We start from the raw sequence: 21,750 nt of genomic DNA on the forward strand, positions 1-21,750 counted from the left end.
GTCTCTATACGGGGAGAGGATGCCGGCAGGCAGGTGAGGGGCGGCGCTGACTTGCACAAGAAAATTCATTTCGCGACCTGCCTCGCACCCACGCCAGCCGCCGGCTCAACGGCGGAAATCTCATGCGTCAGCGTGTTGCGGGTGACCTTCAGCCAGGCCCGGCAACCGCCGCCATGGTACCAGTGTTCGCTGGTCTGTCCGGCGACGTTGTCGCGCAGATAGACATAGTTGAAGACCTCGTCTTCCGAGGCGTCGGCGACCGGCCGCACCGGCTTGGCGTCGCCGAGATAGGTGAACTCGCCGAGTTCGCGTTCGCCGCAGAAGGGACAGACAATGCGCATGCTGTTCTAGACCGCCTTCAATGCAGGTTCGGTTGGGCGCCTTGGCCCTTTTCGTCGATCATGGCGCCGGTACGGAACCGGTCGAGACGGAACCGAGCGGCTTCTTCGTGCGATTCGTCGCGCGCCAGCAGATGGGCAAAGACAAAGCCGGAGCCTGGTGTCGCCTTGAAGCCGCCATAGCACCAGCCGGCGTTGAGATAGAGCCCGTCGACCGGCGTCTTGTCGATGATCGGCGAACCGTCCATCGACATGTCCATGATGCCGCCCCACTGGCGCAGCAGGCGCACGCGGCCGATCATCGGCATCAGCGCCATGCCGCCCTCGCAGACGTCCTCCATGACAGGCATGTTGCCGCGTTGGGCGTAGGAATTGTAGCCGTCTATGTCACCGCCGAAGACGAGGCCGCCCTTGTCGGACTGGCTGACGTAGAAATGGCCGGCGCCGAAGGTCATGACACCAGGGATGAGCGGCTTGATCGCCTCGGAGACAAAGGCCTGCAGCACATGGCTTTCGATAGGCAGGCGCAGGCCGGCCATCGCCGCGACGCGCGACGAACTTCCGGCGACCGCCATGCCGACCTTGCCGGCACCGATCTTGCCGCGCGATGTCTCGACGCCGGTCACCTTGCCATTGGCGTCCCTGACGAAGCCGGTGACTTCGCAATTCTGGATGATGTCGACGCCGAGTTCGCTCGCCGCATGGGCATAGCCCCAGACCACCGCATCGTGCCGCGCCGTGCCGCCGCGCCGCTGCAAGAGCCCGCCTTGCACGGGAAAGCGCGCATTGTCGAAGTTCAGGAACGGGATCATCTTCTTGACGGCAGCGAGGTCGAGCAGTTCGGCGTCGATGCCGTTGATGCGCATGGTGTTGCCGCGCCGCGCATAAGCGTCGCGCTGTGCGTCGGAGTGGTAGAGGTTGATGACGCCGCGCTGGCTGACCATCGCATTGTAGTTGAGGTCCTGCTCCATCCGCTCCCACAGCTTCATCGACAATTCGTAGAAGCCGGTGTTGCCGGGCAGGCCGTAATTGGAGCGGATGATGGTGGTGTTGCGGCCGGCATTGCCGGAGCCGATCCAGCCTTTTTCGAGTACGGCGACATTCTTGATGCCGTACTCGCTGGCGAGAAACCAGGCGGTGGCAAGCCCGTGGCCGCCGCCGCCGATGATCACCACGTCGTAGCGATCCTTCGGCGTGGCGTCGCGCCAGGTGCGTTGCCAGTTCTTGTGGCCGGACAGGGCGGCGCGGGCGAGCGAAAAGATCGAATATTTCATCAGTTCATTCCGAGGTCGCTCGCGTCACGCTGGTGGTCAGATATCCAGCGTGTGGTCGCGCTCCCATTGCGTGAAGTGCGAAGCATAGGAATTCCATTCCTGGTGCTTCAGCTTTAGGTAGGCCGACGAGAATTCCTCACCCAGCGCCGCCTTGAGCGATTTGTCCTTGTCGAACTCGCGCAACGCGTCGAGCAGGTTGAGCGGCAGTTTTGGCGCGCCCTTCACCGTGTGCCCATGCTGGTACATGTCGATGTCGTAGCGCTTGCCGGGATCTGCCTTGGAGCGGATGCCGTCGAGGCCGGCGGCGATGATAACCGCCTGCAGCAGATAGGGGTTGGCCGCCCCATCCGGCAGTCGCAGTTCGAAGCGGCCCGGGCCGGGCACGCGCACCATGTGGGTGCGGTTGTTGCCGGTCCAGGTCACTGTATTCGGCGCCCAGGTCGCGCCCGAAATGGTGCGCGGCGCGTTGATGCGTTTGTAGGAATTGACCGTCGGGTTGGTGATCGCGGCCAGCGCCGAGGCATGCTTCATGATGCCGCCGAGGAAATTCCGGCCCTTGGCCGACAGGCCGAGCTCCATCGATTTGTCGGCGAAAACGTTGGTCTTGCCCGATTTATCCCAGACCGAGATATGGGCATGGCAGCCATTGCCGGTCAGGCCCTGGAACGGTTTGGGCATGAACGTCGCGCGCAGGCCATGCTTCTCGGCGATCGACTTGACCATGAACTTGAAGAAGGAATGCTTGTCCGCGGTCGCCAGCGCGTCGTCGAAGGCCCAGTTCATCTCGAATTGGCCGTTGGCATCCTCGTGGTCGTTCTGGTAGGCGCCCCAGCCGAGCGCCAGCATGTGGTCGCAGATCTCGGCGATGACGTCATAGCGACGCATCACCGCTTGCTGGTCGTAGCAGGGCTTTGAGGCCGTGTCGTATTCGTCGGAAATCGTCTTGCCGTCGGGCGAGATCAGGAAGAACTCGGCCTCGACGCCGGTCTTGACGTGCATGCCGTCGCTGGCGGCTTCCGCGATCAGCCGCTTCAGCGTGTTGCGCGGCGCCTGGTCGACCTCCTTGTCGTCCATGATGCAGTTGGCCGCGACCCAGGCGACTTCCGGCTTCCACGGCAGCTGGATCACCGAATCCGGATCCGGCACCGCCAGCATGTCGGGATGTGCCGGCGTCAGGTCCAGCCAGGTGGCGAACCCGGCAAAGCCGGCGCCATCCTTCTGCATGTCGGCGATCGCCTGTGCCGGCACCAGCTTGGCACGCTGGCCACTGAACAGGTCAGTGTAGGAAATCATGAAATATTTGACGTTTTTCGCCCTTGCGAATTCTGCAAGATCAGTTGCCACGATAGTTCCCCATTTTTATCGATTGTTGTTCCCGAGTATGCGGGAGTCGGCCCTTCGTTGATTAGAAGCCGTTCTTCCCCGGTATCCAGTTGGTGCCGGCCAGCGGCACGCCGGCCATGGCGGCTGCCTCGATCGTCAGCGCGACGAGGTCCTCGGGTTCGAGATTGTGCAGGCTGTTCTTGCCGCAGGCACGCGCGATGGTCTGCGCTTCCAGCGTCATCACCTTGAGGTAGTTCGCCAGCCGGCGCCCGGCAGCCACCGGGTCGACCCGCTTCATCAATTCGGGGTCCTGCGTGGTGATGCCGGCGGGGTCGCGCCCCTCGTGCCAGTCGTCATAGGCGCCGGCGGTGGTGCCGAGCTCGTTATACTCCGCCTCCCAGCGGGGATCGTTGTCGCCGAGCGCGACAAGGGCAGCCGTACCGATCGAGACCGCGTCGACGCCGAGCGCCAGCGCCTTGGCGACATCGGCGCCGTTGCGGATACCACCGGAGACGATCAGCTGCACTTTGCGGTGCATGCCCAGATCCTGCAGCGCCTGCACCGCCGGCCTGATGCAGGCAAGCGTCGGCATACCGACATTTTCGATGAACACTTCCTGGGTGGCGGCGGTGCCGCCCTGCATGCCGTCGACGACAACGACATCGGCGCCGGCCTTCACGGCAAGCGCGGTGTCGTAGTAGGGCCGGGCGCCGCCGACCTTGACGTAGATCGGCTTTTCCCAGTCGGTGATTTCGCGCAGTTCCAGGATCTTGATCTCGAGATCGTCGGGTCCGGTCCAGTCGGGATGGCGCGAGGCCGAGCGCTGGTCGATGCCCTTGGGCAGCGTGCGCATCTCGGCGACGCGGTCGGAAATCTTCTGGCCAAGCAGCATGCCGCCGCCGCCCGGCTTGGCGCCCTGGCCGACGACGACTTCGATCGCATCGGCGCGGCGCAAATCGCGCGGGTTCATGCCGTAGCGCGACGGCAGATATTGATAGACCAGCTGCTTTGAATGGCCGCGCTCTTCCTCGGTCATGCCGCCGTCGCCGGTGGTGGTCGAGGTGCCCGACAGGGTCGCGCCGCGCCCGAGTGCCTCCTTGGCGGGGCCTGACAGCGAGCCGAAGCTCATCCCGGCGATGGTGATCGGGATCTTTAGCTCGATCGGCTTCTTGGCATGGCGAGAGCCGAGCACGACTGATGTGTCGCAGCGCTCGCGATAGCCTTCGAGCGGATAGCGCGAGATCGATGCGCCGAGGAACAGAAGGTCGTCGAAATGCGGCAGCTTGCGCTTGGCGCCGGCGCCGCGGATGTCATAGATGCCGGTCGCTGCGGCACGGCGGATCTCGGAAAGCGTGTAGTCGTCGAAGGTCGCGGATTTGCGCGGCGTCGTCGGCGGGTTGCGATAGGTCATGCTGCCTCAATACGCGTCGGCGTTGTCGATATTGAAATTGTAGAGCGTGCGCGCCGAACCGTAACGCTTGAACTCCGACGGCTTGACGCCGGTGATGCCGGCACGGTCGAGCAGGCCTTGCAGCAATTCCAGATGCTCGGTCCGCATCTCCTTGGCGATGCAGTCGGCACCGAGGCTTTCGACCTTGCCGCGCACGAAGAGCCGCGCCTCGTAAATGGAATCGCCCAGCGCGTCGCCGGCATCGCCCAGCACCACCAGATTGCCCGACTGCGCCATGAAAGCCGACATATGGCCGATATTGCCGTGGACGACGATGTCGATGCCCTTCATCGAAATGCCGCAGCGCGACGAGGCGTTGCCTTCGATGACCAGCAGGCCGCCCTTGCCGGTGGCGCCGGCATATTGGCTGGCGTCGCCTTTGATGGTGATCGAGCCCGACATCATGTTCTCGCCGACGCCGGGGCCTGCCGAGCCATGCACGGTAATGGTGCTGCCGGAATTCATGCCGCCGCAGTAATAACCGACGCTGCCGCGCACATCGATGGCAACAGGCTGGTCGACGCCGACGGCGACCGAATGGCTGCCTTTCGGGTTCAGCACTTCCCATGCCGTTTCGTTCGAGCCCGGCGCCAGATTGTGCAGCGCCTGATTGAGTTCGCGCAGCGACAGCTGGTCGAGATCGAAGACCCGAGGATCGTGTGCCGCAGTCTTTGAAAGCGTGGTTGCGGGCATGAACTCAATGCTCCCAGAAATAGACGGTTGCGGGCTCGGGTTCCCAGACCCTCGCATTGTCTATGCCGGGCAGTTTGGTCAGCGCGCGATATTCCGAGCCGAAGGCGACATACTGGTCGGTTTCGGCCATGACAGCGGGCTTGCAGGCGATCGGGTCGCGCACCACGCCAAAACCGTTCTTGGTGCCGACGACGAAGGTGAAGAAGCCGTCTAGGTCGGAGAGCGTGCCTTCCAGCGCCTCGCCGAGATTCTTGCCATGCGCCATCTGCGACGAGAGATAGGCGGCAGCAACCTCGGTGTCGTTTTCGGTTTCGAACGTCATGCCTTCGCGGATCAGTTCGCGGCGGACATTGTTGTGGTTCGACAGCGAGCCATTGTGCACCAGGCACTGGTCGGCACCGGTCGAGAACGGATGCGCGCCCATCGTCGTCACTGCCGATTCCGTTGCCATGCGGGTATGGCCGATGCCATGCGTTCCGGTCATCTTGCGGACGTCGAAGCGATCGACGACGGCCTCCGGCAGGCCGACTTCCTTGTAGATCTCGACAACGTCGCCGGCGCCCATGATGCGGATGTCGGGGCGCAGCGCCTGGATGGTTTCGCGCGCTTCATCGATCTTGGCCGGCGTGGTCCTGACGACCGCATGGGTGGATTTCACCGCGATCGTCACCGGCGTGCCGATGGCCTTGGCGAGCTCCGCCTCGAGGCCGCGGAAATCGCGGTCGGGCTTGGCGGACTGGATGGTGATCTTGGCCTCATTCTTGGAAGGCGCGCCATAGATGGCGATACCGGCGCTGTCCGGACCGCGGTCGCTGAGGGAGATCAGCATCTGCGACAGCATCGCACCAAGCTGGGGTTCCAGCGACTTGTCCTTCAAAAACAGTCCGACAATTCCACACATGTCAGCCTCCCGATGTTTGTAGCTAAGAGATCGTTTGTAGCTAAGAGAGGATGTATCGAATGAGCTGCACAAATTCAATCGTATGAAAAAAATATTCCTCTAGTTACCTATGCGGCTCAATGCCGCTCTGCGCACTGTCGCCGTCTCGCCGGGCATTGTGAACCCATTTGGCGGAGCGGATGCGGGCGAGCTTGTAGGCGTCGAGAATCGACAAGGCATAGATCAGGAAGCCGCCGGCGTGACGGCCGACGAAGCTGGCATCGGGCGGTGCGATCTTGGCCGTCACCCATGCCAGGATCACCATGAAGAAAAGGAACTGAAGGCCGCGCACCGGCACGCCGAGAATGACGTGCCCGCTTCCCGGCAGCACGATTGCGGCGCCGAGAACCAGATAGGGATTGGTGGGTGCCGTGGTGGGAATGGTCATGCGGCTTGCCGTTCGCTTTTGTTGATGGCGTCGCGAAGCGCCGACACCGACATCAGCAGTCTTTCGATCAGCGCACGATCGAGTGTGGCGTCGCCAAATTCGGCCTGCCGGAACACACCGTAGCGCGCCCGTTCGGCTTCGGCCAGCAGCCACACGATGCGTACCCCTTTCGGGGTGATCAGCAGTTCCTTGGCGCGCCCTTCGGAAAAAATCCCGAGGTGGCCGGCGATGGTCTCCAGTGGGAAGTGGACGCCCCTGCGATCCGTCCGCAACACGGCCTCGGCCGGAAATGCCGAACTCTTCGGCAGCGTGTGGTCGAGATGATCGAAATTGGAGAAGGTCGTCGGCGACCCCGGCCGCATCATCATGTCGAAGGTGCCGGGCACGGCCACCGGCTCGGTGACCGAGATGCTGAGCCAGCGCGCCGGCAGTTTCCGCGTCGCCAGTGTGTCGACGATGGTGCGCACCTGGACGCGTTGGCTGTTCCAGGATCCTTCCCAGGTGATGACGCCGGCGGTGCCGTCCGAGACATTGGCTGCGTCGGCGATGGCTGTGCGGATGCGGTCCTGCTCGACGGCAAGCGCCATCGATGCCCTGTTGCGGCTGGCACGCGCCTGCCAGGCAAGGTGGAGAACGATAGCCAGGACAATGGCTCCGGCCAGCAGTGCTGATGTCAGCTCGGACATTTTCTCATGCCACGCCCATCCAGGATACGGACCGGCCTACTCCCATCAATAACCCTGCGGCTTCGGCCACGGCATGGTGAACTGATCGCCGCGCCGCACGAATTTGTAGCGATAGAAATGGAACCACAGTGAGATCAGGAAATAGAAGGCGACCATGGCGATCAGTTGCGAGCCGAAGCCGAGGAAGATGGCGAAGAAGGTCACCACGCACAGGCAAAACAGCACGATGGCCGGGATCGGGTGGAAGGGGTGCGTGTAGCCGCGGCGGATCGAGCCGAGCGGCCACTTCTTGCGGAACATGATGATGTTGATGCTCATGAACGTGTATTGCAGCACGCCCGACAGGATCGAGAAGGTGATCGCCTGGTTGAGGTCGGCGATGAAGGCGAAGGCCAGCGCGATCGGCAGCAGGAACAGGATCGAACGATAGGGCGTGCGATATCTCGGATGCACGGCCGAGAACCATGTCGGCAGATAGCGGTCGCGGCCGAGCGAGAACCAGGCGCGCGCCGCATCGTTGATGCAGCCATTGGCGGAGGCCATTGCAGCAAGCAGCGTGGCGACGAACAACAGGTTCTCGAGCAGCGGGCTGCCAGTCAGCTTGCCGGCGTCCCACAGCGGATAATAGGTGATGCCGAGATATTCCCATGGCATCATCGAGGCGCAGACATACCAGGTCATGGCGGCGGCGATCAAAAGCGTGATCATGCCGGCCATGGTGCCGTAAGGCAGCGAGCGGGCCGGCGAGCGCACTTCCTCGGCGGCCTGTGTGGTGCCCTCGATCCCGAGATAGTACCAGATGCCGAACTGGAAGGCGGCGATGACGCCAATCCAGCCATAGGGGAGTGCATTGCCTGGCGTGACCAACTCGTTCAGCTTCAGCACGGCGCCTTGCGTCCACGGGCTGACCGAAAAGAACAGGATGACAATCGAGATATAGGCGACCGCTGTGATGACGAAGTTGACATTGAGCGTCATCAGCACGCCGCGATAGTTCAGCCACGCCAGCACGACGATGGTCGCGGCGATGAAGGAATTGTGGGTGAGCCCTTCGACGCCGGCCTTGGCGACGATGGTGTCGCCGAGCAGGATGGCGTCGGACACTTCGAGCATGGTGTAGGCAAAGACCAGGAACAGCGCGACGTTGAACGCCATCAGCGGTCCGACGATGTGCTTTGCCTGCGCATACTGGCCGCCGGCGGCGGCCACGGTCGATGTCACCTCGGAATCGATCATGGCGACCGAGGTGTAGAGCAATCCCACGACCCAGCAGACGATCAGCGCGGCCAGTGCGCCACCCTTGTCCGCCGAGAAATTCCAGCCGGTGAATTCGCCGACCAGGACGATGCCGACGCCGAGCGCCCAGACATGGGCCGGTCCGAGCACGCGCAGGAGTGAAACTCTGTCCCCTTGGGCAGCCGGTTCAAGTGCGATCGTCATTGTTCAATCCTCACTCAGATCCGGTGTTTTTCGGAAGTGGCTTCCAGTTCGCCCTCGCGCGAGGAGGTCAGCACCTCTTCGGAGAAGGTCGTGTCAACCTTGAACCAGTCGTAGAGCATCCACAAAGCGAGCACGATCGAGATGCCCCAGCATGCGTAAGAGAGTGCCACCCACATGATCGTGTCCCCCGAATTAAATCGTCCTCAGAACTCTTACTTGTCGTCGAATTTTTCGTTGATGACGTCGCGATATTCGCGGTCTGATGCACGAAACAGGAAGACGAAATAACCGATCAGCACCGCCGCCATGATGATCAGCGTCGGCCAGTCGATGACATAGTGGAAGCGGTTCTGGATGATGTCGTGCGCGGTCTCGGGCGTATAGCCGAGCTTTTCCCAGATAGACGCCATGGTCGGGTTCTGGCCTAGCGCTTCCCAGGTCTTGGCGTCGAGCGCGTCGATGGATTTCGCCGCGCCGGCGAGGCCCAGCTTGAGCGGTAGCCACAGTGCCACGAAAATGGCGACGACGACGACGGCGATGTCGAAAACCTGCCCGGCCTTGCTTTGTTCCGGCGGCGTGTAGCGGGACATCTCTTCTACCCCTCAGGACTTGCGGTTCAGGACTTGCGGTTGCGGAACGCGTCGGCGTTCTTGATATCGAGCCCGTAGATGAATTCCTTGTCTTCCTTGTAGTGCTTGACCATCGCCAGGATGGCGGCCGTGTTGAAGATCAGCACGGCGGCGGCGGCGATCGCGACCACGGCCTTGATGCCGCTGTGCGGGATGTAGGGCCATGTCATGAGGAGGACGAAGAGGATCGTCGCCCACAGGCAGACGATCAGGAGCGCGGCTCCGCGCACGTCGGAACGATACAGCGCTTCGATGCGCTGTTGCATGTCTGACATCGGTTTCTCCCCTTTTCCGCCGTCCGGTTCCGAATCCCCCGTCCGTCGTCCTCTTTCAACAGAGTGAAATTTTTTTCATAAGTTCTGTCTGAATCCCGCAATTGTCAAGCGCGATTTACGTGGGGTTAACCGTTTGGTTTGCGCGGCGGATTTTGCCTGACAATGAAATTAATTGCTTATGGGTATTGCGGCGCCCGGAGGTTTGCGATCAATATTCGGCCAAAGCTCCCGCCGCTGCGCAGGGGGCAGGGAACAGCAGAGCATTATCGAAACGGAGGACGAGCGGATGACGGCATCCTGGAGATTTTCGACCCTGGCGGATCGGCACCGAGCGCTCGGTTCGAAGCTCGAAGACTGGAGCGGCATGGGAACCGCCTGGACCTACGACAAGGATGCCGACGAGGAGTACATCGCCATCCGCACCAAGGCTGGTCTGATGGATGTCTCCGGCCTCAAGAAGGTCCACATATCAGGGCCGCACGCCTCGCATCTCATCGACCTCGCCACCACACGCGATGTCGAAAAGATCTATCCCGGCAAGTCGGCCTATGCCTGCATGCTGAATGAGGCGGGCAAATTCACCGACGATTGCATCCTCTACCGCACCGGCCCCAACGCTTGGATGGTCGTGCATGGTTCGGGCACCGGCCATGAGGAGTTGCAGCGGGCAGCTATGGGCCGCGACGTCTCGCTGCGCTTCGACGACAATCTGCACGATCTGTCGCTGCAGGGTCCGACAGCAGTCGACTATCTAGCCAAGCATGTGCCGGGCATTCGCGACCTCAACTATTTCCATCACATGCAGACGCAACTGTTCGGCTTGCCCGTCATGATATCGCGCACCGGCTATACCGGCGAGCGCGGCTACGAGATCTTCTGCCGCGGCCAGGATGCCGGCACGATCTGGGACAGGATCCTCGACGAGGGCAAGAGCGCCGGCATCATTCCGTGCCGCTTCACCACGCTCGACATGCTGCGCGTCGAAAGTTATCTGCTCTTCTACCCCTACGACAATTCCCAGAAGTATCCGTTTGAGAACGAAGGCCCGGGCGACACGCTGTGGGAACTCGGCCTCGACTTCACCGTCAGCCCCGGCAAGACCGGCTTTCGCGGCGCCGAGGAGCACTATCGCCTGAAGGGCAAGGAGCGCTTCAAGATCTATGGCGTGCTGCTCGACGGCAAGGAGCCGGCCGATGAAGGAGCGCCGGTCTATCGCGACGGCAAAAAGGTCGGCGTAGTAACCTGTGCCATGTATTCGCCGCTGGTCGAGAAATCGATGGGCATCGCCCGGCTCGACGTGGACTGCGCGGTCAAGGACACCAAGCTCGAAATCCGCAACAAGAGCGGTGCCATCAAGGCGACGGCGCAGCCGCTTCCCTTCGATGATCCCAAGAAGACCAAGCGCGCGGCGAAAGGTTGAGGCATAGTCAACACCGAGGGGTTCGAGCAATTCCAGGAAAGTGTGAAACGGTTTTCCGTCCGGAATTGCGTCGAAGCAAAGAGATAGAGCGGTCCGCCGTTTCTATGAAACGGTGAAGCGCTCGAAGGCACGAAGACATAAATGGCAGCCAAAAGTATCATCAGCCGGCCCGTTTACGGAACCTTGTCTCCGCAACCCGGCAAGCATCATCTTTTCATCGCGGACGCGGAAGGGGCGCTGCGATAGCGGAGATGGCCGGGAGGGCGCCGCCCGGGTTTTTCGGCGACGCCGAAATCGTCTTCATTCCCGGGCTTGACGGCAAACATGCCGTCGCACTCGAAGCGTTGAAGCCGGCACAGTTCCACCAGGCGCCGTCCTTTGCCAGCCTGCTGCCACGGCTCCGGCAGACACTGGCCAACGCGCATATGGGCTTGCGCCTCTATCTCGCCGGCACGGAGGGCCTGATCGGCCAGGCGATGCAGGTGGCGCTTGAAGCCGGCATCGACCACACTTCGATCCAGACCGAGCACCGCGGCTCGCTGGCGCGGCGCATGCAATGTGTCCATTGCAAGGGCATCACCGAGAATGTGACGACGCAGCCGGCGACCTGCGCGCATTGCGGCCTGCTGCTTCTGGTGCGCGACCATTATTCCAGGCGCATCGCAGCCTTCCAGGGCGTCTGCATCAATGCGGAAGATCGCTCGGAGATTCCTCCGATGGAGGAGATTTTTCGATGAGCACCGGAACAACAAAACTCGATGTCGTTGTCAGCGACGTCGTCCCGGTCAACGACCTCGTCACCCGCTTCCATTTTCGCCGGCGCGACGGGCAGCTTTTGCCGACTTTTTCCGGCGGCGCCCATGTCGTGGTCGAGATGCGCGACGGCGAACGCACCAGGCTCAATCCCTATTCGCTGATGGGCTCGCCGCTCGATACGCGCGAATACACGATCTCGGTGCGGCGCGACGATGTCGGCCGTGGCGGCTCGCTGTTCATGCACCGGAGCGTCAAGCCGGGCCTGGAGATGGTGGTCAGCTACCCCGTCAACCTGTTCTCGCTCGACCTGCGCGCCAAAAAGCATCTGATGCTGGCCGGCGGCATCGGCATCACGCCGTTCATGGCGCAGACCGCTCAGCTTGCGGCGGAAGGCGGCAATTTCGAACTGCACTACACCTGCCGCACCGCATCGCTCGGCACCTATGCCGATGTGCTGCGCGAGCGCTACGACCGCCGGGTCAGGCTCTATCATGACGACCTTGAGGAGCGCATCGAACTCGACCGGTTGCTGTCGACACAGCCGCTCGGCACGCATCTCTATGTCTGCGGCCCGGCTGGCATGATCAACTGGGTGCGCGATCGCGCGGCAAGCCTCGGCTGGCCGGCGGAAACCGTGCATTTCGAGCATTTCGCGGCACCTCAACCCGGACTGCCGTTCGACGTGAGGCTTGCCGTCAGCGGCAAGGCGATCCGCGTCGATGAACAGCAGAGCCTCTTGGAAGCGATCGAGGCGGCCGGCGTCGATCCGCCCTATCTCTGCCGTGGCGGCGTCTGCGGCCAGTGCGAGACCAACGTCATCTCTTGCGACGGCAGGTTCATCCACAACGACCACTGGCTGAGCGAGGAAGAGCACCGTTCGGGCAAGAAGATCATGCCGTGCGTGTCGCGCTTCGAAGGCCGGTCGCTGGTCCTGGAACGGTAGAGCATTTTGCAGCCAAGTGGATACACTTGGCGTCGCAGAAATGCGGCTAAAACAAAGAGATAGAGCGGGCAGCCCGCTCTAGGAGAAAATCATGGGCATCACCTTTCGCAAGGAAACGTTCCGCGATGACTTCACCTTCAAGAACAGCCCGGAGCACATAAGGCGCTTCCCGTTCCCGTTCCACGAAGACGCCTACATGTATGCTGTCAACATCGAGCCGCATGTCGTCGGACCCAGGGGCAGCGTGCTGGAAAACCTGATCGACGTCGACGAGCACTATGTCGCCGAGATGCAGGACCGCGCGCTGGTGCTGGCCGAGGATCCGCTGCGCTGCCAGTCGCTGCCGCACATGACGCTGGCCGGCTGGGACCTGCTCGAGCTTTTGATGGAGCAGCAGGCGCTGGGCTATCCCGAGCATTTCACGCTGACCCGCGACGGCGATCGCTGGCGCTGGATCAACCGGCCGCTCGGTATCGACGACACCTTCACTTTCGGCGACACCTCGACGCTGCCTTACGGGCCGATGGAATACATCACCCGGCAGAGCCAGGGCGATTTCTGCATCCTCGACCAGCGCGACGGCAATCTGTGGATGGATGCCGGCATGGTCACCACCCAGGCCGACTGGTCGCTCGATTTCGACATCGGCATGAACTTCTTCGAATGGCATGCGCCGGTGCCGCTGGCGCATGAGAAGGGGATTTTCGTCAGGGCGCTGAAATTCCTCACCAACATCCAGCAAGGCAAGCCGGCTCGACGCCTGAACTGGACGATGACCATCAATCCGCGCCTCGACACCAGCCCCGAGAACTACCACAAATGGGGGCCGGACCGGGCGACGGTGACGCCGGAGAATGTCGGCGACAAGGTGCATCTGCGGGTCGAACTGCAGAGCTTCTGGCGGCTGCCGCGCTCCAACGGCATCGTCTTCCCGATCCGCTGCTATCTGATCAAAATGGATGAACTGGTGACGCAGCCAAAATGGGCCCGGCGCCTGCACCGCGTCATCCGCGACCTGCCTGACGAACTCGCCAACTACAAGGGCCTGACACGCTATCGCCCGGCGTTGGTCGAGTGGCTGTCGAAGCTGGACGATGGGAGCGCGACGAGCCCAGGGTTTGGGCCGGATTGAATAGCTGATGTTGGCGCTGCCCCCAAAGCAGCCAATCTCCCCCCAAGAGGGGGAGATGCCCGGCAGGGCAGAGGGGGGCGCCGTGGAGCGCCTGCCTTGCCCAATCTCCACCTCCGCGCTTACGACGCGTCGCCCAGCCCAGCCACAATCATGACATGCTGGCAGACATTGTCGATATCGCGAATGACATCGTCGTTCCAGAAGCGCAGGACCGTCCAGCCCAGCGCTTCGAATTTGGCGGTTCTTGCAGCGTCCGATTCCGACGTTTCGGCCCGGCCATGCTGGGAACCATCAAGCTCGACGATCAGCTTTTTGTCCGGGCATGCAAAATCGACGATATGGCCGGCGATAGGCATCTGGCGCCGAAACCCCAGTCCCATCAGCCTGTGTGCCCTGATCTCATTCCAAAGCTTGAGTTCGGCATCGGTCATCACCTTGCGCATCGTGCGCGCATTGCGGCGGCTGTTGGCGGATACCAGATTGTGCGTCATCGCGGTTCGCCCCCCTCTGTCCTGCCGGACATCTCCCCCTCCAGGGGGGAGATCGAATGTCACTTCAGCTTTCGCCAATCACCAGTGCAAAAGAGGAGCCGTCGCGAAGCCGATCTCCTCACGAGAGACCAAGGGGAGATCGAGTCCCGCTTAACCCGCGCTCTGCGGATAGCAAATAATCGACAGATAGCGCATCGGCAGTTTCGTCAGTTGCTCCGGCCCGTGCGGCGCGTCGGCGTCGAAGAACAGGCTGTCGCCGGGCTTCATCGGGTAGAGGTTGCTGCCGTGCCGGTAAACGACCTCGCCTTCGAGCATGTAGAGGAACTCCATGCCCTCATGCTGGAAGGTCGGGAACACATCGGAATCCTCGGTCAGCGTGATCAGATAGGGTTCGACGACGACGCCGCTGGTGTTGGAACCGATATGTCCGAGCAGGTTATACTGGTGGCCGGCGCGGGTGCCGCGGCGCTCGACATCGAGACCTTGGCCGGCCTTGACGAAGACGGCGCTGCGCTCTTCCTCGAAGCGGCGGAAGAAGGCGGTGACCGGAACGCCGAGCGCCCGCGACAGTGCCTGCAAGGTGGTCAGCGACGGCGAGGTGATACCATTCTCGATCTTCGACAGCATGCCGAGCGAAATGTCGGTGGCGACCGCGAGATCAGCCACGGTGATGCCGAGCTTCTTGCGGAAGGCCCGCACCTCGCGGCCGATCGCCACCTCCAGCACTTTTTCGCGCGTGTCGCGAATGGCATGCGGGTTCTGCGTCAGCGGCGCGCGGATGGTCTTGCCGTCGGCCGAGACCTTTGGCAGCGGCTTGGCCGTCGCACCGGCAAGACCAGCCTTGGGATCGGAAACCTTCTTCGCCATGTCGCCCCCGGCACTCCTGGGATTTATTTCACTCTAGGTGAACATGTCAGGTGCCGATACAGGAGCGCAACTGCGACGGCAAGTCGCGTGAACGCGCATGCGCATGATAATGATGTTTGGCCGCGTCCGGTTTTTCGCGGGAAATCCACATCGGCGAAACCTTGTTTCAGCATCGGGCTGTTGACAGCACGAAAGGGCCAATTACTGTCCTGTGAGTGAAATTTGTTTCGTAAGAGCAATTCCGGGACAAGCGCATAGCGCTTTCCCCTCGGGAATTGCGTCAAGACAAAAGTCGAAACCAGATCGGGAGGCCTGCCATGAAAAGTCGCGTTGCCGTCATCGGAGCCGGCCCGTCCGGCCTGGCACAGCTCAGGGCCTTCAAGTCGGCGGCCGACAAGGGCGCCGACATTCCCGAAATCGTCTGCTTCGAAAAGCAGTCGGACTGGGGCGGCCTGTGGAACTACACCTGGCGCACGGGCCTCGACGAGCATGGCGATCCGGTGCACGGCTCGATGTACCGCTATCTCTGGTCGAACGGACCGAAGGAGTGCCTGGAATTCGCCGACTATACTTTCGAGGAGCACTTCGGCCGGCCGATCGGCTCCTATCCGCCGCGCGCCGTGCTGTGGGACTACATCAAGGGACGCGTCGAAAAATCAGGCCTTCGCAAATGGGTGCGCTTCAACAGCCCGGTGCGCATGGTGACGTTTTCCGACGAGACGAAGAAATTCACCGTCACCGCGCATGACCGCACCAACGACGTCACCTATTCGGAAGAGTTCGACAATGTCGTTGTCGCTTCCGGGCATTTCTCGGTGCCCAACGTGCCCTATTTCGAGGGCTTTTCGACCTTCAACGGCCGCATCCTGCATAGCCACGATTTCCGCGACGCGATGGAATTCAAGGGCAAGGATATATTGATCATCGGCCGCTCCTATTCGGCCGAGGACATTGGCTCGCAATGCTACAAATACGGCGCCAAATCCATCACCTCCAGCTACCGCTCGAAGCCGATGGGTTTCAAATGGCCGGAGAATTGGAAAGAGGTGCCGCTCTTACAGAAGGTCGTCGGCAAAACCGCGCATTTCAAGGATGGCACCACGAAAGACGTTGATGCCATCATCCTGTGCACCGGCTATCTCCATTCTTTCCCCTTCCTCACCGACGATCTGAAGCTCAAGACCGCCAACCGCATGTGGCCGCTCGACCTCTATGAAGGCGTCGTCTGGGAGAAGAACCCGCAGCTCTCCTATATCGGCATGCAGGATCAGTTCTACACCTTCAACATGTTCGACGCGCAGGCCTGGTTCGCCCGCGACGTCATCATGGGCCGCATCAAGCTGCCCTCGGCCGAGGCGATGGCTGCGCACGGCGCGAAATGGCGCGCACGCGAGGAGACGCTCGAAGACGCCGAGCAGATGATCTGGTTCCAGGGCGACTACACCAAGGAATTGATGGACCAGACCGACTATCCGGGCTTCGACGTCGAGGCGGTCAACCAGACCTTCATGGAATGGGAACACCACAAGGCGGAGAACATCATGGGCTTCCGCGACCACGCCTACCGCTCGCTGATGACGGGCACCATGGCGCCGCTGCATCATACGCCGTGGCTGCAGGCGCTGGACGATTCGATGGAGAGCTATCTCGAGGTGAAGGGCGTCGCGGCGGAGTAGGGCGGCGCCTGCTACCCCAGCCTTGCCCTGGCCTTCGCCGTCCAGGCGCCGAACAGCCGGTCGGCGACAATGCCGATGAAGGCGATGGCCAGACCCGCGACGATGCCGCGGCCGGAATCGGCCTTGGACAGCGCGATGAACACTTCCTGGCCGAGATCGCGGGTGCCGACCATGGCGCAGATGATGATCATCGCCAGCGCCATCAGGATCGTCTGGTTGACGCCCAGCATGATCTCCGGCAGCGCCAGCGGCAGTTGCACGCGAAAGAAGGTCTGGCGCGGCGTGCAGCCCGACACCTTTGCCGCCTCGATCAGCGCCGGCGGCACCTGCCTGATGCCGTGATTGGTGTAGCGGATGGCCGGCACCACGGCGAAGGCAATGGTGGCGATCATCGCCGTGACATCGCCGACCCGAAACAGCATCACCACCGGAATGATGAAGCAGAAGGATGGCAGCACCTGCAGCGTGTCGATGACCGGCGTGACGATCTTCTCGAAGCGGTCGCTGCTTGAAGCCATCAGCCCGATCGGGATGCCGACCAGGCAGGCGATGAAGGCCGAGATACCGCAGAGATAGACGGTTGCCATGGTCTTTTCCCACAGGCCGGTGATGGCGCAGAAGGCAGTCAGCGCTGCCACCAGCGCGGCCAGCCGCAGGCCGGAGAGCTGATAGCCGGCAAGGCCGAGCAGGAACACCGCGCCCAGCCAGGGAAACCCTTCGCAAAAGGCACGCAGCGGGTTCAGCAAATTAAGGATCAGCGCCACGCGGAACGCTTCGATCGTGTCGAAGAAATTGATCGTCACCCAGTTCACCGCTGCTTTCCACAGCGGCGCGGTGGTGAAGGTGATCGCTTTTGGCACTCCCGCGAAGGCCGGCACGAACAGGCCGAGAAATGTCGTCACCACAAGGATGGCGATCGCCAGCGTCAGATTGGGATAGCGCTGCCAGAAGCTCGGGCCCGCCTGCTGATGGGTATTCCCCTCTGCCTGCTTGTGCGCGATGGCCTGGCTCAGCCGGTCGAGCGCAATGGCCAGTGCCACGATGGCAAGGCCGGCTTCCATCGCCTCGCCAACCTTCAGTGCGCGCAGCGCCAGGAGCACGTCGTAGCCGAGGCCGCCGGCGCCGATCATCGAGGCGATGATCACCATGTTCAGCGCCAGCATGATCACCTGGTTGACGCCGACCATCAGTGTCGGCCGTGCCGAGGGCAGCAGCACTCGCCACAGTTTCTGCCGCGCCGTGCAGCCTGCCATCTCGCTGAAATCGTCGATCTCCGACGGCACCCGCGACAGGCCGAGCATCGTTGCCCGCACCATCGGCGGCGTGGCGAAGATGGCGGTCGCGATCATCGCCGAGACCGGGCTGTTGCCGAACAGCAGCAGCATCGGGATGAGATAGGCGAAGGTCGGAATCGTCTGCATCAGGTCGAGGGCAGGGGAGACGATAAGCCTTTCGGCCCATGGCCTGCGCCACGCCCAGATGCCGGCGAACAGCCCGGTGACGATACAGAACGGCACGGCGATGGAGATCAGCGCCAGCGTCAGCATGGCGCTGGTCCATTGGCCGAACAGGGCGATGTAGAGGAAGCAGCCGCCGACCAGCAGGCTGAGTTTTCTGCCGCCAGCGGCATGACCGGCGAGGAAGGCGGCGGCGCAGACGCCGACCCAGGACAGGCGCGGCAGGATATAGGCGTCAGCGCCGTGGCCGATCTTGAAATTCTTGGCCAGTAGATTGAGCGCGAAATCGAGGGGAACGCCGAGCACAGCGGTGATCGAGCGGGTCAACCAGGACAGGTTCGACTTGATCCAGCGCATCAGCGCGCTGACCCAATCGGCGACCGGCACGACGGCACTTGCCGGATAGTTGACGGCCCAGGGCAGGCGGTCCTGCAACAGGAACACGACAAGCACGGCGCCAAGCGCTGCCGCCCAGACCAGCAGCCAGACCTGAATCGGTCGCGACCGCGTCTCGCTGGCGCTTGCTGTCACCGTCATGCGCCGACCCTTGAGCGATCGATGCCGGCCAGCAGATCGATCACCGCTTGCGGCGTCACCTCGCCGATCGGCTTGCCGGTGCCGTTGACCACCGCGAACGGCTTGTTGGCGGCAACGATACCGGCCGAGAAGCTGGCGATCTTGGCCTCCGGCGCCACCGTTCCGCCATGCTCCGAGCCGTCGCAGGCGCGCATTAGGCTGCGTGCCGAAATCACCTTGGCGCGGTCGACGTCGCGGGTGAACTCGGCGACATAGTCGGTCGCCGGATTGACCACCAACTCCTCCGGCGTGCCGATCTGGATGACCTCGCCATCCTTCATGATGGCGATGCGGTCGGCCAGCCGGATCGCCTCGTCGAAATCATGGGTGATGAAGACGATGGTCTTGTGCAGCATGGTTTGCAGCCGCATCAGCTCATCCTGCATTTCGCGGCGGATCAGCGGGTCGAGCGCCGAGAACGGCTCGTCGAGGAACCAGATTTCCGGTTTTGTCGCGAGGCTCCGGGCGATGCCCACACGCTGCTGCTGGCCGCCGGACAATTCGCGCGGATAGAAATGCTCGCGGCCACGGAGCCCAACGAGTTCGATCACCTCGCGCGCCCGTGCCTCGCGTGTCGGCCGATCCTGCCCCTGGATGCTGAGCGGGAAGGCGATGTTCTCCAGCACGTTGAGATGCGGCAGCAGGGCAAAATTCTGGAACACCATGCCCATGCGGTGTCGTCGCAGCTCGATCAGCGCTGCATCCGAAATCTTCAGCAGATCCTTGCCTTCGAATTCGACCTTGCCGTGGGTCGGCTCGACCAGCCTCGACATGCAGCGCACCAGCGTTGACTTGCCGGAGCCCGACAGGCCCATGATGATGAAGATCTCGCCCTGGCGGATTTCGAGGTCGACGGCGCGCACCGCGCCGACAAGTCCGGCAGCTGTGACGTCGGCCATGCTGGCCTTGCCGTCGCGTTCGCGGATGAAATTGGCCGCGTTCGATCCGAACAGCTTCCAGACATTGCGGCAGGCAAGCTTTATCGGGCGGGCATCTTTTGGCGTGCCCGCCCCCTTGGCGCCCTGTTCAGTCTTGTCCGTCATTCAAACGTCCTTCTGGAGCACAAGAACCGAGGCCCGCCTGATCAACTGCCGGGTCTCATCTTCCAGTCGGAACGATCACTGCGCCCAGGCTTTCCAGTCGGCCTCGTGGGCGGCGATCCAGGCGGCGGCGACGTCTTCCGGCGTCTTGCCGCCGAGATCGATCTCGCCGCTCATCTTGTTGAGCTCGTCGGTGTCGACCGTGTAGGCCTTCGCCACCTTGTAGGCGACCGGCCATTTGTCCTTCATGCCGGCCCAGGAGTACTTCCAGATCTCGCCATGCGGCTTGCCGCAATCATATTTGGCGTCGGGGTTGGTGCCCCATTTCGGGTCGTTGTAGCACTCGGCCGTGTATTCGGGGAATTCAACCCATTCGCCCTTGTATTTGGCCGGCGCCCAATGCGGCGAATAGATCCACAGCATGATCGGCGCTTTGCGCTGATAGGCCGAGTCCAACTCGGCGAACATCGCCGCGTCGGTGCCGGCATGGATGACGGTGAAGGGCAGTTTCAGCGCTTCGACGCGCTCGTCGTCAAAGCCTTCCCATGTTACCGGGCCGCCGAGATAGCGCCCCTTCGGTGCGGTCTCCGCCGTCGAGAAGGCTTCGGCGCATTTCGGATCCTTCAGCGCTTCCCAGTTAGGCAGGCCGGGGCACTTCTCCTTCATGTATTCGGGAAACCACCATTCTTCCTTGGCCTTGGGGCCGAGCTTGCCCAGCCGTTCGGTCTGGCCTGTCGCATCGGAGGCCTTCATGGCCTCGCCGGCGGTCGTGTCCCAGAATTCCATGCCGACATCGAGATCGCCATTGGTGAGACCGGTGGTCAGGCTGGAGAGGTAGTCGGCGGTCGGATATTCGACGGTATAGCCGAGCTTTTCCAGGATGCCGCCGAGGATCTTGGCGTTGAGGTTGACGCTGGTCCAGTCGAACAGCGCGATCTTGATCGGATCGTTGGATTCCGGTGCGGCGGCTTGGGCGGAAGGTGTCAGCAGGCTTAATGTCGCGAGCGCGACGGCGCTCATCGAGAGTTTCGAGATCTGGCTGCGAAATGACATGCTTGTTCTCCTTCAAGCTGTGAAAATTATCGTTCGTTCCCTTCTTGCGGCTTTTTCTTGATTGTGTTGGAAAGACTGGTCTTTGCGCAAGACCGTCGGCGCCAAATTATTGCCCCGGCTTTGGCCAGTGCAGGCAAGATGGTGCTCAGTTCTGGTGATAATGGAACAGGATCGGAGTGTCGGCGTCATGACTGCCGACGGATCACTGAGGGAGCGGTCATCTGCGGATCGATTGCCAGTCCTGCGGCGCCCTGCAAGGTGCGAGCCATCAAGGTCGTATGATCTCGGCTACCCGCCTGGTAAGCCCCATCTCGCCAAGGCCGTTTCATAGGATGAAATTATATATACCAAGGTTCATGTCGCGCAACGACTAACGCTTCGCGAGACGTACAAATTCAGACTGCAGGCGAAGCTGAGCTCTTACCAGCAGACGTAGCCGCCATCGACAATCAGGTCGAGGCCGGTGACGAAGCTCGCTGCGCGGCTGGCGAGGAACACCGTCGGCCCGACCATTTCCTCCGGCGCCGCCATGCGCCCCATCGGCGTGTCGCGCTTGAAGATCTTCACCTCTTCCGCCACCTCTGGCCGCTTGTTCATCGGCGTCAGCGTGTAACCGGGACTAACCACATTGACGCGCAGGCCGCGATCGGCCCACTCCATGGCGAGGCTCCTGGACATGTGGATGACGGCGGCCTTCGAAGAGTTGTAGTGCGCCTGCGTCAGGCCGCGGTTGACGATGGTGCCCGACATCGAGGCGATGTTGATGATCGAGCCCTTGCCTCGCGCCAGCATCTTGCGCGCTTCGGCCTGACAGGACAGGAACACGCCGGCGACATTGACGTCGTGAACCTTCTGCCACGTCTCCAGCGGCATCGTCTCGGCGGGCTCGGAGCCCGCCATGCC

At 62.2% G+C, this 21,750-nt stretch carries 22 protein-coding genes and 1 pseudogene; 5 read left to right on the forward strand and 18 right to left on the reverse strand.

Annotated elements, in window-relative coordinates; all coding sequences use genetic code 11:
• Positions 1-65 precede the first annotated feature (65 nt).
• From EN906_RS02340 to EN906_RS02395, 12 genes are all read right to left on the reverse strand, one after another.
• Positions 66-341 carry a sarcosine oxidase subunit delta gene (locus EN906_RS02340; RefSeq protein WP_127269579.1) on the reverse strand — a complete coding sequence of 92 codons (276 nt, stop codon included), beginning with the start codon at positions 339-341 and terminating at the stop codon, positions 66-68.
• Positions 342-358: 17 nt separating this feature from the next.
• Positions 359-1,612, reverse strand: a complete 1,254-nt coding sequence (locus tag EN906_RS02345; RefSeq protein ID WP_127270293.1) for a sarcosine oxidase subunit beta family protein — start codon at positions 1,610-1,612, stop codon at positions 359-361.
• Positions 1,613-1,648: 36 nt separating this feature from the next.
• A complete protein-coding gene (glnT, locus tag EN906_RS02350) occupies positions 1,649-2,956 on the reverse strand; it encodes a type III glutamate--ammonia ligase (RefSeq protein WP_127270291.1) in 1,308 nt (435 codons plus the stop codon).
• A 61-nt stretch (positions 2,957-3,017) separates the two neighbouring features.
• Complete coding sequence (locus EN906_RS02355) at positions 3,018-4,346, reverse strand: FMN-binding glutamate synthase family protein (RefSeq protein WP_127255237.1); 1,329 nt, start codon at positions 4,344-4,346, stop codon at positions 3,018-3,020.
• Positions 4,347-4,352: 6 nt separating this feature from the next.
• A complete protein-coding gene (locus tag EN906_RS02360; RefSeq protein ID WP_027036064.1) occupies positions 4,353-5,078 on the reverse strand; it encodes a GXGXG domain-containing protein in 726 nt (241 codons plus the stop codon).
• Between the two features lie 4 nt (positions 5,079-5,082).
• A complete protein-coding gene (locus tag EN906_RS02365; RefSeq protein ID WP_063167616.1) occupies positions 5,083-5,979 on the reverse strand; it encodes a glutamine amidotransferase family protein in 897 nt (298 codons plus the stop codon).
• A gap of 103 nt (positions 5,980-6,082) precedes the next feature.
• Positions 6,083-6,406, reverse strand: a complete 324-nt coding sequence (locus EN906_RS02370; protein ID WP_127267812.1) for a hypothetical protein — start codon at positions 6,404-6,406, stop codon at positions 6,083-6,085.
• Positions 6,403-7,092 carry a hypothetical protein gene (locus tag EN906_RS02375; RefSeq protein WP_164748761.1) on the reverse strand — a complete coding sequence of 230 codons (690 nt, stop codon included), beginning with the start codon at positions 7,090-7,092 and terminating at the stop codon, positions 6,403-6,405. Before EN906_RS02375 ends, EN906_RS02370 begins: the two co-directional genes overlap by 4 nt.
• Before the next feature lie 45 nt (positions 7,093-7,137).
• Positions 7,138-8,532 carry an amino acid permease gene (locus EN906_RS02380; RefSeq protein ID WP_127267811.1) on the reverse strand — a complete coding sequence of 465 codons (1,395 nt, stop codon included), beginning with the start codon at positions 8,530-8,532 and terminating at the stop codon, positions 7,138-7,140.
• A gap of 14 nt (positions 8,533-8,546) precedes the next feature.
• Positions 8,547-8,708: a hypothetical protein gene (locus EN906_RS02385; RefSeq protein WP_013532900.1), complete on the reverse strand. Its 162-nt coding sequence runs from the start codon at positions 8,706-8,708 to the stop codon at positions 8,547-8,549.
• A 36-nt stretch (positions 8,709-8,744) separates the two neighbouring features.
• Entirely contained in the window at positions 8,745-9,122 is a 378-nt protein-coding gene (locus EN906_RS02390) for a hypothetical protein (protein WP_013532899.1), read from the reverse strand.
• 26 nt (positions 9,123-9,148) lie between these two features.
• Positions 9,149-9,436, reverse strand: coding sequence for a hypothetical protein (locus tag EN906_RS02395; RefSeq protein ID WP_027036059.1), 288 nt, complete (start codon positions 9,434-9,436; stop codon positions 9,149-9,151).
• Positions 9,437-9,722: 286 nt separating this feature from the next.
• Between EN906_RS02395 and EN906_RS02400 the strand changes: the two genes are divergently transcribed.
• From EN906_RS02400 to EN906_RS02415, 4 genes and pseudogenes are all read left to right on the forward strand, one after another.
• Positions 9,723-10,856, forward strand: coding sequence for an aminomethyltransferase family protein (locus EN906_RS02400; protein ID WP_127267810.1), 1,134 nt, complete (start codon positions 9,723-9,725; stop codon positions 10,854-10,856).
• A 141-nt stretch (positions 10,857-10,997) separates the two neighbouring features.
• A pseudogene (locus tag EN906_RS02405) lies at positions 10,998-11,593 on the forward strand (dimethylamine monooxygenase subunit DmmA family protein).
• Positions 11,590-12,555, forward strand: a complete 966-nt coding sequence (locus EN906_RS02410) for a PDR/VanB family oxidoreductase (RefSeq protein ID WP_127375053.1) — start codon at positions 11,590-11,592, stop codon at positions 12,553-12,555. Before EN906_RS02405 ends, EN906_RS02410 begins: the two are co-directional and overlap by 4 nt.
• A 91-nt stretch (positions 12,556-12,646) precedes the next feature.
• The gene (locus EN906_RS02415; protein ID WP_127270288.1) at positions 12,647-13,687 is read left to right on the forward strand and encodes a DUF3445 domain-containing protein; all 1,041 of its coding nucleotides are present in this window, start codon (positions 12,647-12,649) and stop codon (positions 13,685-13,687) included.
• Between the two features lie 119 nt (positions 13,688-13,806).
• Here EN906_RS02415 and EN906_RS02420 read toward each other — a convergent pair whose 3' ends face one another.
• Entirely contained in the window at positions 13,807-14,178 is a 372-nt protein-coding gene (locus EN906_RS02420) for an endonuclease domain-containing protein (protein ID WP_127270285.1), read from the reverse strand.
• A gap of 150 nt (positions 14,179-14,328) precedes the next feature.
• Positions 14,329-15,045 (reverse strand): XRE family transcriptional regulator, encoded by a 717-nt coding sequence (locus tag EN906_RS02430; protein ID WP_127270283.1) that lies wholly within the window; start codon positions 15,043-15,045, stop codon positions 14,329-14,331.
• A 317-nt stretch (positions 15,046-15,362) separates the two neighbouring features.
• Here EN906_RS02430 and EN906_RS02435 point away from each other — a divergent pair, with 317 nt between their 5' ends.
• Positions 15,363-16,721 carry an NAD(P)/FAD-dependent oxidoreductase gene (locus EN906_RS02435; protein WP_127270280.1) on the forward strand — a complete coding sequence of 453 codons (1,359 nt, stop codon included), beginning with the start codon at positions 15,363-15,365 and terminating at the stop codon, positions 16,719-16,721.
• A gap of 11 nt (positions 16,722-16,732) precedes the next feature.
• On the opposite strand, the gene EN906_RS02440 is transcribed toward EN906_RS02435, so the two are convergent.
• From EN906_RS02440 to EN906_RS02455, 4 genes are all read right to left on the reverse strand, one after another.
• Positions 16,733-18,715, reverse strand: coding sequence for an ABC transporter permease subunit (locus EN906_RS02440; protein WP_127270277.1), 1,983 nt, complete (start codon positions 18,713-18,715; stop codon positions 16,733-16,735).
• Positions 18,712-19,797 carry a glycine betaine/L-proline ABC transporter ATP-binding protein gene (locus EN906_RS02445; RefSeq protein ID WP_127270274.1) on the reverse strand — a complete coding sequence of 362 codons (1,086 nt, stop codon included), beginning with the start codon at positions 19,795-19,797 and terminating at the stop codon, positions 18,712-18,714. Before EN906_RS02445 ends, EN906_RS02440 begins: the two co-directional genes overlap by 4 nt.
• 75 nt (positions 19,798-19,872) lie before the next feature.
• Positions 19,873-20,847, reverse strand: coding sequence for an ABC transporter substrate-binding protein (locus EN906_RS02450; protein WP_127270272.1), 975 nt, complete (start codon positions 20,845-20,847; stop codon positions 19,873-19,875).
• A 420-nt stretch (positions 20,848-21,267) separates the two neighbouring features.
• Positions 21,268-21,750: SDR family oxidoreductase (locus EN906_RS02455; RefSeq protein ID WP_127375054.1), on the reverse strand; the 483-nt coding region annotated here is incomplete at its 5' end.

It is taken from the genome of Mesorhizobium sp. M7A.F.Ca.CA.004.06.1.1, from assembly GCF_003999135.1.
Taxonomy (GTDB): Bacteria; Pseudomonadota; Alphaproteobacteria; order Rhizobiales; family Rhizobiaceae; genus Mesorhizobium.